Here is a 13779-nt window from a genome sequence, read left to right on the forward strand (position 1 = left end):
CGGCCCGGGCGCGCGCCCGGGCCGCGAGGGCGCCACCCGGCGTCAGCCGCCCAGGCGCTCCGCGCGCAGGTGCTGGGCCACCGGCAGCATCGCCTGGTGGTACGAGGTGAGGTCCTCGGGCGTGATCAGGTCGATGAAATGGGCGCGCACGGACGCGACATGGCGCGGCGCGACCTGCCGCATCGTGTCCCAGCCCTGCTCCGTGAGCACCGCGTAGAGCCCGCGGCGGTCCTCCGCGCAGTCCTCCCGGCGGACCAGCCCCGCCGCCTCCATGCGGGTGATCTGGTGCGAGAGGCGGCTCTTGGACTGGAGCGTCGAGCGGGCCAGATCGCTCATGCGCATCCGGTGCTCGTCCGCCTCCGAGAGGTTGACCAGGATCTCGTAGTCGTTGTTCGTCAGCCCGAAGGGCTGCAGATCGCGCTCGAGCTGGTACATCAGCAGCCGGCTGACATCGAGGTGGACGCGCCACGCTCGCTGCTCGTCCTCGCTGAGCCAGTCGTCCGTGACGCGCTCCGCAGTGTCGGTCTCCATGGGGGAATCCTACCGGCGGTTGAATCGCGGAGGATCGCCAGGGTAGCCATACGGTCACCGTGAGAAACGATGCCGGCGCGCGCATGATTACGCGCTCGCCGCTCGCCGCTCGCCGCTCGCCGCTCGACGTCCGGGCCCCGGCGCGCCGGGAGCCTCCTCCAGTTGACGCTTGATTAAGCACATGCTTGATTAAGAGCATGAGCACTCCCGTGGACGACCGGCGCCTGGACGCCGTCTTCATGTCACTGGCCGACCCCACCAGGCGTGACATCCTCAAGCGCCTGTCGGCGGGCGACGCGACCGTCAAGGAGCTCGCCGAGCCGTACGCGATGACCCTGCAGGCCGTGTCGCAGCACATCCGCGTCCTGGAGCAGTCCGGGCTGATCAGCCGGGGCCGCTACCGGCAGACCCGGCCCTGCCGGCTCGAACCGGAGGTCCTGGAGGCCGCGGTGTCGTGGATCGAGGAGAGCCGGCGCACCTGGTCCGCGCGCATGGACCGGCTGGAGGCGCACTTGGAGCGCCTGCAGGAGCAGGCCCGGGACGCGGAGCAGGAGGAGCGGTGAGCGAGGACGCGTTCGTCTACCGGCGGACCTTCGACGCCCCGCGCGACCTGGTGTGGCGCTGCCTCACCGAGCCCGCCGAACTCGCGCGGTTCTGGGGTCCGCGCGGCATGAGCACCCCCCTCGACGGCATCGTCGTCGAGCTGAGGCCCGGCGGCCGCTTCGAGACGCTGATGACCGGCGAGCACGGCAGTCACCGCATGGTCGCCGTCTTCACCGAGGTCGTCCCGCCGGAGCGGCTGGCCTGGACCGAGCGGGCCAGCGGCATGGAGACCACCAGCACCCTCCAGGACCTCGGCGACGGGCGGACCGAGGTCGTCATCCATCAGCGGCACGTGCCCGAGGCGATGCGCGTCCCCGAGGCCCGCGCCGGCTTCCTCACGTCCCTCGACAAGCTCGAGGCGCACCTCGCCTCGCTGACGCAAGGAAAGGACGGATCATGACCGATCAGCAGCCCTGGGTGGCGACGGCGTACACCCGCCTCGCCGACCTCCTCGACGACGGGCCCGCGGAGGCCTGGGACGCGCCCTCGCTGTGCGAGAAGTGGCTCGTCCGGCACGTCGTCGCCCACGTCACGATGCCCGTGCGGCTCACGCCCGAGCGGTTCGGGGCGGAGATGGCCGCGGCGGGCGGCGACTTCACGGTGCTCTCCGACACCGTCGCCGCGCGCGACGCGGCGCTGCCCGCCGCCGACCTGCTGGCACAGCTCCGGTCGCCGGAGCTGCACGCGTGGCAGCCGCCGGGCGGCGGCGCGGACGGCGCGCTCAGCCACGCCGTCATCCACTCCCTCGACGTCACCGTCGCCCTCGACCGGCCCGCGGCCGCGCCCGCGGACGCGCTCACCGCGGTCCTCGGGCAGCTCACCGCGTCCGGAGGCGGCTGGTTCGGGGTGGACCTGTCCGGTGTGCGGCTCGATGCCTCGGACGCGGACTGGAACTGGGGAGCGGGCACGACCGTGCGTGCCGGCAGCGGTGAGCTGGTGTCCCTGCTGAGCGGCCGGACGCTGCCCGACGGACGGGCGCTGCCCCGCGGTTGAGGCGCGCCCGGCCGTGGATGGCCGGTCGCCGGTCGCCGTTCGCCTTTTACCGGACGCGGACGCGGGCGCTGCCCGCGGACGGGTCCGCGGGCAGCGCGGGCCGGTGTCAGCGGCCCGCGCCGGCGCCGGGCACGCCCGGTCCCGCCTGCCCGGGCACGCCCCCGGTGTTCACCTCGCCCATCAGCGTCTCCGTGGACTGCAGCAGCACCTGACCCGCCCCGGAGAACTCGAACTGGTGCTCCTCGCCGGAGGCGCCGCCGATGCCGGTCAGCGCCCGGATGCCGCCGAGCACACCGCGCATGTACGCGTGGTCGTAGTGGTGGCACGGCGACGGGCAGTCCGCCCAGCCCACCAGCGCCTGCGGGTCGACCCGGATCGGCGGCTCGACGAAGTGCACCGCGCCGTTGGACGCCGCGACGAACGTGCCGGTGCCGATCAGCGTCAGGAAGCCCGGGATGATCGACTGCTTGAGGGCCAGGCCCGGCTGGAACGCCAGCAGGTTCCCCGACCGGATCGTCAGGTTGCCCTCGTCCAGGTCGTACGAGTTGATGTCGTACGACCGGTCGGCCAGCAGCATCTTGCCGCGGCCCTGCGCGACCACCCAGTCCGCGGCGTGCAGCGGCGAGTGGAAGTTCGCCGCGACCAGCCGGTCCAGCGGGCCGTGGCCGATGGCGTGGAAGTCGACCTGCCCGTAGTAGGCGATCATCTTCCCCTTCTGCAGGAACCACTGACCGTCCAACTCGACGCTGAACGCGTACGGGTTGACGTTGTCGTTCGACGGCAGCGAGTACGGGTCGAACACGACCGGTCCGGCCCCGGGCGCGGACACGCTCACAGCTTCTCCTCCGACGCCTGCACGTACACCATTCCCTGTCCGGACAGCTCCAGCTGGAACGCCTCGCCCGAGCCGCGGCCGACCATCTCGCGCCAGCCCAGCGCGGCCGTCAGCTTGTTGCGGACGTCGCCGCGGTGGGCCACGTACGCCTGCGGGTCCACGTGCACCGGGTGCTGCGGGGTGATCGGCAGCTCGATGACGCCGCCGTGCGCCATCACCGCGACCGAGCCCTTGCCCCGCAACGTCGTGGTGAACAGGCCCTGGCCGGTGACCTGGCCGCGTATCACGCCCATCACGCCGCCCTGCGAGCCCATGAACATCGTGCCCTGCTGGAGCGAGCCGTCGAAAGCGAGCAGCCGGTCGGCCTCCACGTAGAGCGTCTCGCCGGTGAGGTCGACGGTGTGGATGTGGTGGCCGCCGTGCCCGAACATCACCGAGCCGTGGCCCTCGACCGTCATCAGCGGGGTCGCCTCGTTCGCCAGCCGGCGGCCGATCATCGCCATCGCGCCGCCCTGCCCGCCGGTGATGTTCGGGGTGAACGACACCTGGCCGCGGTAGGCGAGCATCGCGCCGCGCTGGCTGAACATCCGCTGTCCGGGCCCGATCGGCGCCTCGACCATCTTGGAGTTGATCCGGGTGAACGGCATCTAGAGCTGACCCCCGATCGTGTTGCGCTCGCTGGGCTGCACGTAGACCAGGCCCTCGCCCTCGAAGCGGATCTGGAAGCTCTCGCCGGAGCCCTCGCCCATCAGGGTGCGCCAGCCCACCGACGACTGGAGCTGCTGGCGCAGCTGCCCGGTGTGCGCCACGTACGCGCCGGGGTCGACGACCAGCGGGTAGGCGCCGGAGACCCGCAGCACGATCGCCGGGCCGTCGGACATGATCGCGGCCTGCCCGGTGCCCTCGACGGTGGTGGTGAACAGGCCGTTGCCCTGCGAGGCGCCGCGCAGCCCGGTGAAGGTGGTGCCGGTGCGCAGCGACGGTTCGGTGGCCAGCAGGTTGCTCGCCTCCACGTACAGCTTCTCGCCGGTCAGGCGCACCAGGTTGATCTCGGTGGCGCGGTCGGCGAAGTAACAGGTGCCGTGGCCCTTGACCTCCATGACGGCCATCGCCTCGCCGGTGATGCGGCGGGTCATCATGCCGCGCAGGCCCTCGCCGCCGCCGGTCATCTTCTTGAAGGTCATCTCACCGTCGTAGGCGACCATCGCGCCGTTCTTCGCCTTGACGGCGTCGCCCGCGAGGTCGACGGCGAGCACCCGCGAGCCGTGCAGCCGGAACACCGCCATGTCAGAGCTGGTCCGCCGCGCGCTGCCGCACCGGCAGCGGCTCCTTGCCCGGGCCGCCGGGGGCGCCGCCTGCGGCGGTGTCCGCGCCGCCGCGCCCAAGGTGCTCGCCCGCGGCCTCCTCGACCTCCATCAGTGACTCGCCGCGCCGTTCGGCCTCGAACGCCGCGTGCCCGCCGCGCAGCCCGAACAGGCGCTTGCCGATGAGGATGTAGAGGACGGCGACGACGTTCAGCGCGAGCGTGCCGATCTTGAAGTAGCTGATCTTCTCGGTCAGTTCGTAGATCTCGATCGGCAGGAAGGCCGCGGTGGCCACGACCGCCAGGTACTCCGCCCAGCGCTTGCCGAACCACAGCCCGACGCCCTCGACCACCTCGATCAGCGCGTACGCGCCCAGGCCCGCGGCCGCCTTCTGCAGCGTGGACTTCTTGTAGTCGAAGGTCTTCTGGATCGTGTCGACGACCGGCGAGTGGTCCAGGTCGTAGCCGAAGTGCCGGGCCACCGGGCGGAAGACGGTCAGGTCCTTGTCGAAGAGCTCGCGCACCGAGTCCTGCGAGTTGCTGAACCTCCACACCGCCCAGGCGGCCAGGATCACCAGGAGCCCGCGCAGCACCCGCTCGACGGCCAGGAAGCGCAGGATGAACAGGTCGCGCAGCGCCCGCCCGCGCGGCACCAGCGGAGCCCGGTCGGCCGGACCCGAGCCGTGCGGCTCGCCCAGCACGAAGTCGCCGCAGCGCAGGCAGCGCCACGCGGTGCCGACCGCGGTGGGCGCGTGCAGCTTCTCCTTCAGCCGCGGCTCGTCCGGCGCGTACGTGATGTGGCCCTTGCGCGCGCAGTGCCGGCGGTCCCAGTCGATGCTCATCGGCTTCGGTGATCCCTGTGAGTGGTCGGTGGACGGACGGTACGTGCAAGGGGACGCTACCGTCCGGCGGGCGGTTGCCGACCCCCGTGCCGCGCCATCGATACGGTCCGGTGATAATGGACGGCGAGCTTGTGATCACGTTCACAAGACTGACGCAGACGATCTCGCCCCGCTGCCACCGCAGCGCCCCCCGACAGATGAGGTTCCCGTGGACCTGAAGACCGCCGCCGCCCTGCGCAGGCTCCGCCTGGTGTCCGCCCCGGAGGCGGTGTCCTTCCTGCTGCTGCTGATCTGCTCGGTGCTCAAGCGCACCACGGACTTCAACGCCGTCCCCGTCATGGGCATGATCCACGGCGTCCTGTTCATCCTGTACATCGTGTTCTGGGCCGACGCCTGGAACCGCACCCGCTGGCCGCTGGGCCGCGCCGCCCTGTACGCGGTGCTGTCCGTGCTGCCGACCGGCGGCTTCTTCGCCGAGCGCAAGCTCGCCCGCGAGGGCGAGGCGGCCGTGGCCGCCGCCCGCGAGGCCGAGGCCGGCGCCGGGGTGAGCGCGGCATGATCGTCGCCTTCTCGGTCACCCCGCTGGGCGTCGGGGAGGACGTCGGCGAGTACGTCGCGGACGCCGTGCGGGTGGTGCGCGAGTCCGGCCTGCCGAACCGCACCGACGCCATGTTCACCTCCGTCGAGGGGGAGTGGGACGAGGTGATGGACGTGGTGAAGCGGGCCGTGGCGGCGGTCGAGGCGCGCGCGCCGCGCGTCTCGGTGGTCCTCAAGGCGGACATCCGGCCGGGCGTCACGGACGGTCTCACCTCCAAGGTGGAGACCGTCGAGCGGCTGCTCGCCGACTGAGCCGCCCCGAGCCCGGGCGTCCTGCCCCGCCCGGTCCGTGCTCCCTCGGACCGGCCCAGTGCGGACCGGCCCAGCGCGTACAGGCGTCGCTCAGGCCAGGCCGCCGGTGGCCATCGCGATGCCCAGCGGCGTGCGCTCGTAGAGCACCTGGTGCCCGTAGCGGCGCGACGCCAGCAGCCCGGCGTCGCGCAGCACCGCCAGGTGCGCGGACACCGACGACATCGCCATCGCGTGCCGGTGGGCGAGTGCCGTGGTGGTCGTCGGCGCGTCCAGGCCGGTGAGGATCGCCGCGCGGTTGGTGCCCAGCAGCCGGACGAGCGCGGTGGACGCGGTCGGGCCGGTCTCCTCCCACAGGCCGCCGATGCCGCGCGCCGGATACACCACGGTCGGCTGCCACGGCGGGTCGAACGGGCTGCCGGCCTCCGGCCAGAAGAAGACGCTGGGCACCAGCACCAGCCCCTGGCCGCCGCCCCGCCCCTCCGGCGGCCGGTCGCCCTCGCGGCCCAGCCCCTCGGGCTCCGGCGGCAGCGTGGCCGGGCCACTGGTGACCAGCGCGCCCTCCGTCCAGGTCAGCTGCGGGTGCAGGCCCGTGAACAGCCGCTGCATGCCGCCGTCGGCCAGCCGCCGGGCGTGGTAGGCCACGTCGGCCTCCAGCACCGCGCGCAACCGCGGCCAGTGCGGGGCCAGCAGCGCCGACCACACCTGCTCGTACAGTCCGGCCAGTTGCCGCACCGTGCCGGCCGGGTCCGCCAGCAGCGCCCGGCCCCTGCGGGTCCGGTCGGCGCCCGGCGTCTGCGCCAGGGCCGCGGCGATCTGCGCGCGGGCCTCCCGAGGATCGGTGGCGCGGACCGCCGCCAGCTCCTCCTCCAGGGCCGCCAGCGGCGCCTGGGGGACCGGGTGCAGGAAGTCGGGGCCGTGCCCGTTCTCGGGCACCAGCAGGCGCAGCGGCGCCAGATCCAGCCCGGCGGCGATGGTGCGGGCCTGGCGGAGCCACGGCAGGTGGTAGCCGTGCCGGTCCGGACGTGAGAGCGTACGCACCGCGCCCTGGGCCTCCCGCAGCGGCGATATGGCGAAGCGGCAGCGGAGCAGATCCTCTGCCCCAAACCGCATGCGAAAAGACATCACGCCCCCCAAGATTCGGCTGGGGCCGAAAGACTACGACGGGTGGGGCTTGTGCCACCAGTGTGATGTCATGACAACGGACAGCGAACACCCGCCACACGGTGGCAACCCCCCTTCGCCGGCCGGTCCTGATGTCGTCTCCACCACCCCCGGAGACGAGGAAAAGGCAGGCAGCAAGTACAGCGCGGTGTTCGCCGTGGCGGAGTTCCGGCCGGTCTTCGCCGCCCACGTGCTGTCCGTTCTCGGGTACGTGTTCTCCCAGGTGGCCCTCGCGGTCCTGGTCTTCGAGCGCACCGGCTCGTCCTTCCTGACCGCCCTGGTGTTCGCGCTGTCGTTCCTGCCGTACGCGCTCAGCGGTGTGCTGCTGTCCGGCATCGCCGACCGCTACCCCGCCCGCCGGGTACTGGTCAGCTGCGACCTGCTGTCCGCCGCGTGCGTCCTGGTGATCGTGCTGCCGGGCACCCCCCTCGCGGTGCTGTTCGTGCTGGTCGCCGCGCAGGCCATGATCGCCCCGCTGTTCACCGGCACCCGCGCGGCCAGCCTGGCTGACATCCTCCAGGGCGACGTGTTCATCCTCGGCCGCTCCCTGATCAGGATCGTCACCCAGACCGCGCAGATCGCCGGCTACGGCCTCGGCGGCCTCGTGCTGGTGTGGCTCACCCCCCGCCACGCGCTGTTCGTCACCATCGGCACCTTCCTCAGCTCCGCGCTGCTGCTGCGCTTCGGCACCCGCGACCGGCCCGCCCGGGTCACCGGCGGCGGCGCGATGATGCGCCAGTCGCTCGCCTCGTCGGGCGCTCTGCTGGCCCATCCGCGGATCCGCGCGCTGCTGCTGATGTGGTGGGTGCCGCCGATGTTCTTCGTCGTCGCCGAGGGCGTCGCCGCCCCGTTCGCGCACGAGGCCGGCGCCGGGTCCGCCGGGTTCGGGCTGTTCCTGGCCGCCATGCCCGCCGGCACCGTCGTCAGCGAGATGGTCGCCGGCACCCTGCTCGGGCCCGCCGCGCGCGAGCGGATCGCGCTGCCGCTCGCCGGGGTCAGCCTGCTGCCGATGGTGGCCTTCGCCGTGCACCCGCCGCTGCTCGTGGGCGTCGTCCTGCTGCTGCTGACCGGCCTGTGCGCGGCCTACACCCTCGGCATGGACAAGTGGTTCGTGCAGGAGGTGCCCGAGGACATGCGCGGCCGCGCCATGTCCCTGCTCGGCGCCGGCATGATGACGTTCCAGGGCCTGGGCATGACCGCCGGCGGCCTGCTGGCCGAGTGGACGCCCCCGTACGCGGTGATCTGCGGTGCGGGCGCGCTCGGCACCCTGAGCCTGCTGCCGGTGCTGCGCTCGGTGCGCCGGAGCCGGGTGCCGCTCGCCCGCGCCGCGTCCACCACGCCGGTCTGACGGGCACGGGGGATCCGGCGCCGCACACGACGGCGCCGCGGACACCCCGACGGGCCCGCGGCGGCGGGACGGGAGACCGGCTCAGCGGCGCGTGAGATAGGCGTGCATCCCCCGGTGCAGCGCCTTGTTGACCGCGCCCTGCAACGGCAGCTCCCACTCGCCGACGGTCTCCACCGCCTCGCCGCCGGTCCCCAGCTTCCAGCGCAGCAGCCCGTACGCCCGCGACGCCGGGTCGAGGTCGTCCGGCACCCCGCGCATGTCGTACACGGCCGCGCCCGACGCCTGCGCGTCGCACAGCATCCGCCACTGCAGGGCGTTGCTCGGCCGCACCTCGCGCCGGTGGTCGGCGGACGCGCCCGTCAGGTACCAGACCCGCTGCCCGTCCGGCGCGGTGACCAGGGTGTGCGCGGCCAGCAGCTCGCCCTCGTGACGCGCGGTGTACAGCCGTACGGCGCCCGGCCGTTCGGCGTTGAGCGCCGCGTACTGGCGCCGGTAGTAGTCCAGCCCCCGGCCGAGGTCGAAGCCGTCGCGCAGCTCGGTGACCCGCAGCAGCGCGTGGAACGCGGGCAGCGCCTCCGGGCCCTCCGTGCCCGTCCGCACCCCCGCCCGCGCCGCCTTCTTCACGTTCCGCCGCCACTCCTGGTTCAGGCCCGTCCACAGGTCGTCCCGGCTCCGGCCGGCCAGCGGGACCTCGAACACCAGCCGCGGCTGCGCGTCCCCGCCCTGACCGTCCTCACCGCAGCGGTGCCAGCCCGCGTCCCGCAGCCGGTCGGCGACCGCCGCACCCAGCGGCTCCACCAGGTCCGGCAGCACGTCCCCGATCCGCCGGCCCGGCCCCGCCGCGCCCTTCAGCGTGGCGGCCGTCCACCGGCGGTACGCCAGCGGCGGCCCCATCCGCACCGCGAACGCCCCGGTGCCGCGGAGGTGGCCGAGCAGCGGCTCCAGCCAGCCGTCCAGCCGCGGATCCGCCCAGTCCACGCACGGGCCCTCCGGCAGATAGGCGAACGACCTCCGCACGCCCGGCAGCTGGCGGTACAGCACCAGCGCCGTGCCCACCAGGCACTGCCGCCCGTCGAACCAGCCCAGGTGCTCCGCCCGCCACCCCTGCTTCACCCGCGCCCACGCCGGCGTCTGCAGGAAGCTCACCGGGCACGCCCGCCCCACGCGCTGGAACGCCGCGTGCGCCTCCGCGGGGATCGGACGGAGCGTCCGCCCCTCGCCGGGACGCACGGGCGGCTCCGGCGCGGCGGACGCCGGGCCGGTCGGCTGGTGAGTGGTCATCGTCAAGGCGTCGCCTCCGCGCTGCCGGGCGGCCCACGGGCGGGCCGCTCACCCCTCTCACGCCTGTGCCGCCCCCGAGGTGACCGAGACGTTCGCGACAGGACCGCCGGCTTTCCCCCCGCCCCCGCGGCAGGGCAGACTTGCGCCTCCGCGCATCGGCGGAACAGCAGGTGGGCCGCGTGCCGCACCCGGGCCGCGGCCCGGGACGGCCGGTCCAGGGGGAGGGCGGCACGGTGGGATCGGCAGTGGAGACGGCCGGGGGGCGCAGGGCACACGCCCGGCCCCCCTCGCTGCGGCGCAGCGGCACCCTGATGGTGGCCGGTTCGCTGGTGTCCAGAGCCACCGGCTTCGTCCGCCTCTCGGTGGTCACCGCCGCGGTCGGCACCGCCGCCACCGGCGACGCGTACGGCGTCGCCAACACCGTCCCGAACATCATCTACGCGCTGATGATCGGCGGCGCCCTGCAGTCCGTGTTCGTCCCCGAACTCGTCAAGGCCGCCAAGGAGCACGCCGACGGCGGCCGCGCCTACACCGACCGGCTGCTCACCCTCTGCGGGGTCGCGCTGGCCGTCATCACGCTGCTCGCCGTGCTCGCCGCGCCGCTGCTGGTCAGCGCGTACGCACCGGACTTCAGCGGCGGCCAGCGCACCCTCACCGTCGCGCTCGCCCGCTACTGCCTGCCGCAGATCCTCTTCTACGGCCTGTTCACGCTCCTCGGCCAAGTGCTCAGCGCCCGCGAGCGGTTCGGCGCGATGATGTGGACGCCGGTGCTCAACAACGTCGTCGTCGTCGGGGTGTTCGGCCTCTTCCTGGCCACCGCCCGCGGCGGCGTCTCGCACCGCGACGCGGTGCTCCTCGGCATCGGCAGCACCGCGGGCATCGCGGTGCAGGCCCTCGGCCTGCTCCCCGCCCTGCGCGGCGCCCGCTTCCGCTGGCGCCCCCGCTTCGACTGGCGCGGCTGGGGGCTCACCGCGCCGCTGCGGGCCGGCGGCTGGACGCTCGCCCTCGTCCTGGTCAACCAGCTCGCGTACTGGGTCGTCACCCGGCTGTCCACGTCCGCCGGCCAGCACGCGCTCGCCGCCGGCCACCACGCCGGCGTCGGCTACGCGGCCTACAGCAACGCGTACAGCCTGTGGGTGGTGCCGCAGGGCATCGTCACCGTGTCCGTGGTCACCGCGATGCTCCCGCGGATGAGCCGGGCCGCGGCGGACGGCGACCACGCGGCGATCGGCGCGGACCTCTCGCGCGGGCTGCGGATCTCCGCGACGGCGGTCGTCCCGGCGGTGCTCGGGTTCCTCGTGCTCGGGCCGCAGATCACCGGCGTCGTCTTCCAGCACGGCGCGACGGGCGACGCGGACGCGGACGCGGTGGCGGCGGTGCTGGCCGCGTTCGCGGTCGGCCTGCCCGCGTTCGCGGGCCAGTACCTGCTGGCCCGCGGCTTCTACGCACTGTCCGACACGCGCACCCCGTTCTTCCTGAACGTCGTCATCGCCGCGGTGAACGCGGCGCTCGCCTGGGCGAGTTACGTGCTGCTGCCCGCGCGCTGGGCGGTGACCGGCATGGCCGGGGGCTACGCGATCGCGTGCACCGTGGGGCTGGCGTGCACGGTGACGCTCCTGCGCCGGAGGCTGGGGTGGCGGCCGGGCGTCCTGCGGCACCACCTGAGGCTGGTCGCGCTGTTCGCGCCGGGCGCGGTCCTGGCTTTCGCGGCCGCGCACGTTCTCACGGCACGGCTCGGTACGGGTCTCTCCGGCGACGCGGCCGGGTTGGCCGTGGGCGCGGCGTGCCTGGCTCTTCCCTTCGCGAGGAAGTCGCTCCGCTCGGGTTCGGGTTGAGACGGCGGGGTGCCCCCGGGGCTTGTCGGCCGTCCACCGGCCAACGGGGTGCCCCCGGGGCTTGCTGGGTCGGCTTCCGGGGTGCGCCCGGGGCTTGTCGGCCGTCCACCGGCCGGTGGGTGTTCTCGGCCAACGGGGTGCCCCCGGGGCTTGTCGGCCGTGTGCCGCGCCGTCGTGGCTTGTCGCGCAGTTCCTCGCGCCCCTGATGTGCGTGCCCTTTGTCCGTGGGGTCGGGGGCGCTCCGGAAGCGTCTCCTCGGAAATGTGCATACGGCTACCTCCATCGACGCACCCGGGGGCCGCGCACATTTCTCTGCGGGGAGCACTTCCTCCCCACCCCCTCCCGCTGATCCACCGTGCGGCGGGGGACATCGACACAGCCAACGCCCTCCCGCAGACGGGGACCGGCCGGAAGGGGACGATCCGGGTGTGTCCCCGCAGAACTGTGCATCCACCCGCCCAGCCGAGCGGAAGGACGGTGCACGCACAGTTCGAGGAGACACTCCCGGAGTGGCCCCTGACCCCACCCACGAACGTGCACCGCCAGGGGCGCGGGGAACTGCGCGACCAGCCACGACGAGACCCGCGGACGGCAGCGCGCAGCGCCGGGCACCCCGTAGGCCGAGAACACCACCGGCCGGTGGGCGGCCGACAAGCCCCGGGGGCACCCCGTTGGCACCCCGTGCGGGGAGGACGCGGAAAAAAGACTTGTCACGTCGGGGGCGCGGCGCGCGTGAAGAAGGGTGGGAGGGACGAGAACAGATGAGCGCACCCACGGGGACCCGCACGGACGACTTCGACGAGTTCTACGCGGCGACGGCCAGAAAGATGGTCGCCGTCGTGTACGCCGTGACCGGCGACATCGGAGAGGCCGAGGACGCCGTGCAGGAGGCGTACGCCCGCGCCTGGCAGCGGTGGGCCCGGCTGACCGAGGAGGGCGACCCCGCACCGTGGGTGCGGACCGTGGCCCTGCGGCTGGCGGTCAGCACGTGGCGGAAGGCGCGCAACCGGATGCGCGCCCACTTCCGGCACGGGCCGCCCCCGGACGCCCCGGCGCTCGCGCCGGACCGCGTGGCCCTGGTCGACGCCCTCCGCACGCTCGGCGACGACCAGCGCACGGCCGTCGTGATGCACCACCTCCTGGACCTGCCGGTCGAGGAGATCGCCCGCGAGACCGGCGTGTCCAACGCCGCCGTCCGCACCCGGCTCAGCCGCGGCCGCAAGGCGCTCGGCGCCCGGTTGCAGGACGAGCCGGAGGACCCCGCAGCCCCCGACCACCCTGCGCGCCCGCCGCGGTGCCGCACCGAGGAGGTGCCCCTCCATGGCTGACGAGTTCGGCCCGACGACACCGGCCGAACCTGACCCGATCGACCGGCGGATGCGGCAACTCGCCCGCGAGGCCGAGCCGTTGGTGGTCCTGGCCGGCCCGGCCGCGGCCCGCCGGCAGGGGGAGCGCCGCACCAGGCGGCGCCGCGCCGGCGCCGTGGGCCTGGCCGCCGCGCTCGCCCTGGGCATCGGCTCGTGGCAGCTGCTGCCGCGGCTCGGCGCCGACCGCGCGGGCACCGTGCCCGCGGCGACGGTCCCGGCGCCGGCGCCCCGGCCCAGCGTGGCGCTCGCCGCGCGGCTGGAGGCGGAGCTGCTGCCGCCGAGCGCGCTGCCGCTGTACCCCAAGCGCCAGTGGGAGACGCTGCCCGCCGCCGTGGCGGCCGCCAAGTTCCCCGAGCCCTGCCCGGTCGCCGGTTACGACGTCCACCCGCTGGCACAGGCCCGCAGGGTCTACCGCACGCCCGACGGGTTCGTGGCGTACTACCGCCTGTACGCGATGCCGTCGGCCGACGACTCGGCCACCGCCGTGAAGTCACTGGACGCCCTGATCAAGGGCAAGTGCGGGTGGGTCGCGAGCGACGGGTCCGGCGGGACGCCGGGCTACGGGTCGTGGCCGGCGTCGGGGTCGGCGGGCGGGTCGGGGGGCCCGGGCGCGTCCAGCACCGTATGGGTCGGCCGCAGCGGCGGCTACCTCGCGGTCCTGGACGTCACCGGGTCCGACGTCAAGAACGGCACCGTCGGCGGCCCGTGGCCGGGCGCGTGCATCAGCGCCTCCCTGGCCCGGCTGTCCGGGAGTGCCGCAGGCCCCGACACCCACGAACCGTCGGTCGACGTGCGCAGCTCACCGTCCGCCTCGTTCCACTGCTGACAAGG

At 74.1% G+C, this 13779-nt stretch carries 16 protein-coding genes; 9 read left to right on the plus strand and 7 right to left on the minus strand.

The genetic code is table 11. The features are described from left to right. Window positions 1-42 precede the first annotated feature (42 nt). Window positions 43-531 carry a MarR family winged helix-turn-helix transcriptional regulator gene (locus tag BMW99_RS20920; RefSeq protein ID WP_069461942.1) on the minus strand — a complete coding sequence of 163 codons (489 nt, stop codon included), beginning with the start codon at window positions 529-531 and terminating at the stop codon, window positions 43-45. A gap of 197 nt (window positions 532-728) precedes the next feature. On the opposite strand from BMW99_RS20920, the gene BMW99_RS20925 reads away from it, so the two are divergent. From BMW99_RS20925 to BMW99_RS20935, 3 genes are read left to right on the plus strand one after another with little or no spacing between them, the layout of a single operon-like run. Further along, window positions 729-1094 carry an ArsR/SmtB family transcription factor gene (locus BMW99_RS20925; protein WP_079138173.1) on the plus strand — a complete coding sequence of 122 codons (366 nt, stop codon included), beginning with the start codon at window positions 729-731 and terminating at the stop codon, window positions 1092-1094. After that, window positions 1091-1534: an SRPBCC family protein gene (locus tag BMW99_RS20930; protein WP_069461940.1), complete on the plus strand. Its 444-nt coding sequence runs from the start codon at window positions 1091-1093 to the stop codon at window positions 1532-1534. Before BMW99_RS20925 ends, BMW99_RS20930 begins: the two co-directional genes overlap by 4 nt. After that, window positions 1531-2127, plus strand: a complete 597-nt coding sequence (locus BMW99_RS20935; RefSeq protein ID WP_069461939.1) for a maleylpyruvate isomerase family mycothiol-dependent enzyme — start codon at window positions 1531-1533, stop codon at window positions 2125-2127. The genes BMW99_RS20930 and BMW99_RS20935 overlap by 4 nt, the downstream gene beginning before the upstream one ends. Before the next feature lie 106 nt (window positions 2128-2233). Here the strand turns inward: BMW99_RS20935 and BMW99_RS20940 are convergent, their stop codons facing one another. Genes BMW99_RS20940 through BMW99_RS20955 form a run of 4 tightly spaced genes read right to left on the minus strand, consistent with a single transcriptional unit; the run spans window position 2234 to window position 5107 of the window. Beyond that, window positions 2234-2962 carry an AIM24 family protein gene (locus BMW99_RS20940; protein WP_245791563.1) on the minus strand — a complete coding sequence of 243 codons (729 nt, stop codon included), beginning with the start codon at window positions 2960-2962 and terminating at the stop codon, window positions 2234-2236. Further along, window positions 2959-3609, minus strand: coding sequence for an AIM24 family protein (locus BMW99_RS20945; protein ID WP_069461938.1), 651 nt, complete (start codon window positions 3607-3609; stop codon window positions 2959-2961). Before BMW99_RS20945 ends, BMW99_RS20940 begins: the two co-directional genes overlap by 4 nt. Then, window positions 3610-4248, minus strand: coding sequence for an AIM24 family protein (locus BMW99_RS20950; RefSeq protein WP_069461937.1), 639 nt, complete (start codon window positions 4246-4248; stop codon window positions 3610-3612). A 1-nt stretch (window position 4249) separates the two neighbouring features. After that, complete coding sequence (locus tag BMW99_RS20955) at window positions 4250-5107, minus strand: DUF2127 domain-containing protein (RefSeq protein ID WP_079138171.1); 858 nt, start codon at window positions 5105-5107, stop codon at window positions 4250-4252. Window positions 5108-5315: 208 nt separating this feature from the next. On the opposite strand from BMW99_RS20955, the gene BMW99_RS20960 reads away from it, so the two are divergent. Continuing rightward, entirely contained in the window at window positions 5316-5666 is a 351-nt protein-coding gene (locus tag BMW99_RS20960) for a DUF3817 domain-containing protein (RefSeq protein WP_069461936.1), read from the plus strand. Next, window positions 5663-5956: an MTH1187 family thiamine-binding protein gene (locus BMW99_RS20965; RefSeq protein WP_069461935.1), complete on the plus strand. Its 294-nt coding sequence runs from the start codon at window positions 5663-5665 to the stop codon at window positions 5954-5956. Before BMW99_RS20960 ends, BMW99_RS20965 begins: the two co-directional genes overlap by 4 nt. 90 nt (window positions 5957-6046) lie before the next feature. On the opposite strand, the gene BMW99_RS20970 is transcribed toward BMW99_RS20965, so the two are convergent. Beyond that, the gene (locus tag BMW99_RS20970) at window positions 6047-7078 is read right to left on the minus strand and encodes an ArsR/SmtB family transcription factor (protein WP_075017310.1); all 1032 of its coding nucleotides are present in this window, start codon (window positions 7076-7078) and stop codon (window positions 6047-6049) included. Between the two features lie 70 nt (window positions 7079-7148). On the opposite strand from BMW99_RS20970, the gene BMW99_RS20975 reads away from it, so the two are divergent. Next, window positions 7149-8465 carry an MFS transporter gene (locus BMW99_RS20975; protein WP_069465685.1) on the plus strand — a complete coding sequence of 439 codons (1317 nt, stop codon included), beginning with the start codon at window positions 7149-7151 and terminating at the stop codon, window positions 8463-8465. Between the two features lie 81 nt (window positions 8466-8546). On the opposite strand, the gene BMW99_RS20980 is transcribed toward BMW99_RS20975, so the two are convergent. Then, entirely contained in the window at window positions 8547-9746 is a 1200-nt protein-coding gene (locus BMW99_RS20980; RefSeq protein WP_069465686.1) for a lipid II:glycine glycyltransferase FemX, read from the minus strand. 233 nt (window positions 9747-9979) lie between these two features. Between BMW99_RS20980 and murJ the strand changes: the two genes are divergently transcribed. The 3 genes from murJ to BMW99_RS20995 all read left to right on the plus strand — a co-directional run bounded on the left by murJ (window position 9980) and on the right by BMW99_RS20995 (window position 13774). Beyond that, on the plus strand, window positions 9980-11581 hold the full coding sequence (murJ, locus tag BMW99_RS20985; protein ID WP_256090409.1) for a murein biosynthesis integral membrane protein MurJ: 1602 nt from the start codon (window positions 9980-9982) through the stop codon (window positions 11579-11581). A gap of 761 nt (window positions 11582-12342) precedes the next feature. Then, window positions 12343-12909, plus strand: coding sequence for a SigE family RNA polymerase sigma factor (locus BMW99_RS20990; RefSeq protein ID WP_069464942.1), 567 nt, complete (start codon window positions 12343-12345; stop codon window positions 12907-12909). Further along, window positions 12902-13774, plus strand: coding sequence for a hypothetical protein (locus BMW99_RS20995; protein ID WP_075017311.1), 873 nt, complete (start codon window positions 12902-12904; stop codon window positions 13772-13774). Before BMW99_RS20990 ends, BMW99_RS20995 begins: the two co-directional genes overlap by 8 nt. Window positions 13775-13779: the final 5 nt, after the last annotated feature.

This window comes from Actinacidiphila rubida, assembly GCF_900110255.1.
Classification (GTDB): Bacteria; Actinomycetota; Actinomycetes; order Streptomycetales; family Streptomycetaceae; genus Actinacidiphila; species Actinacidiphila rubida.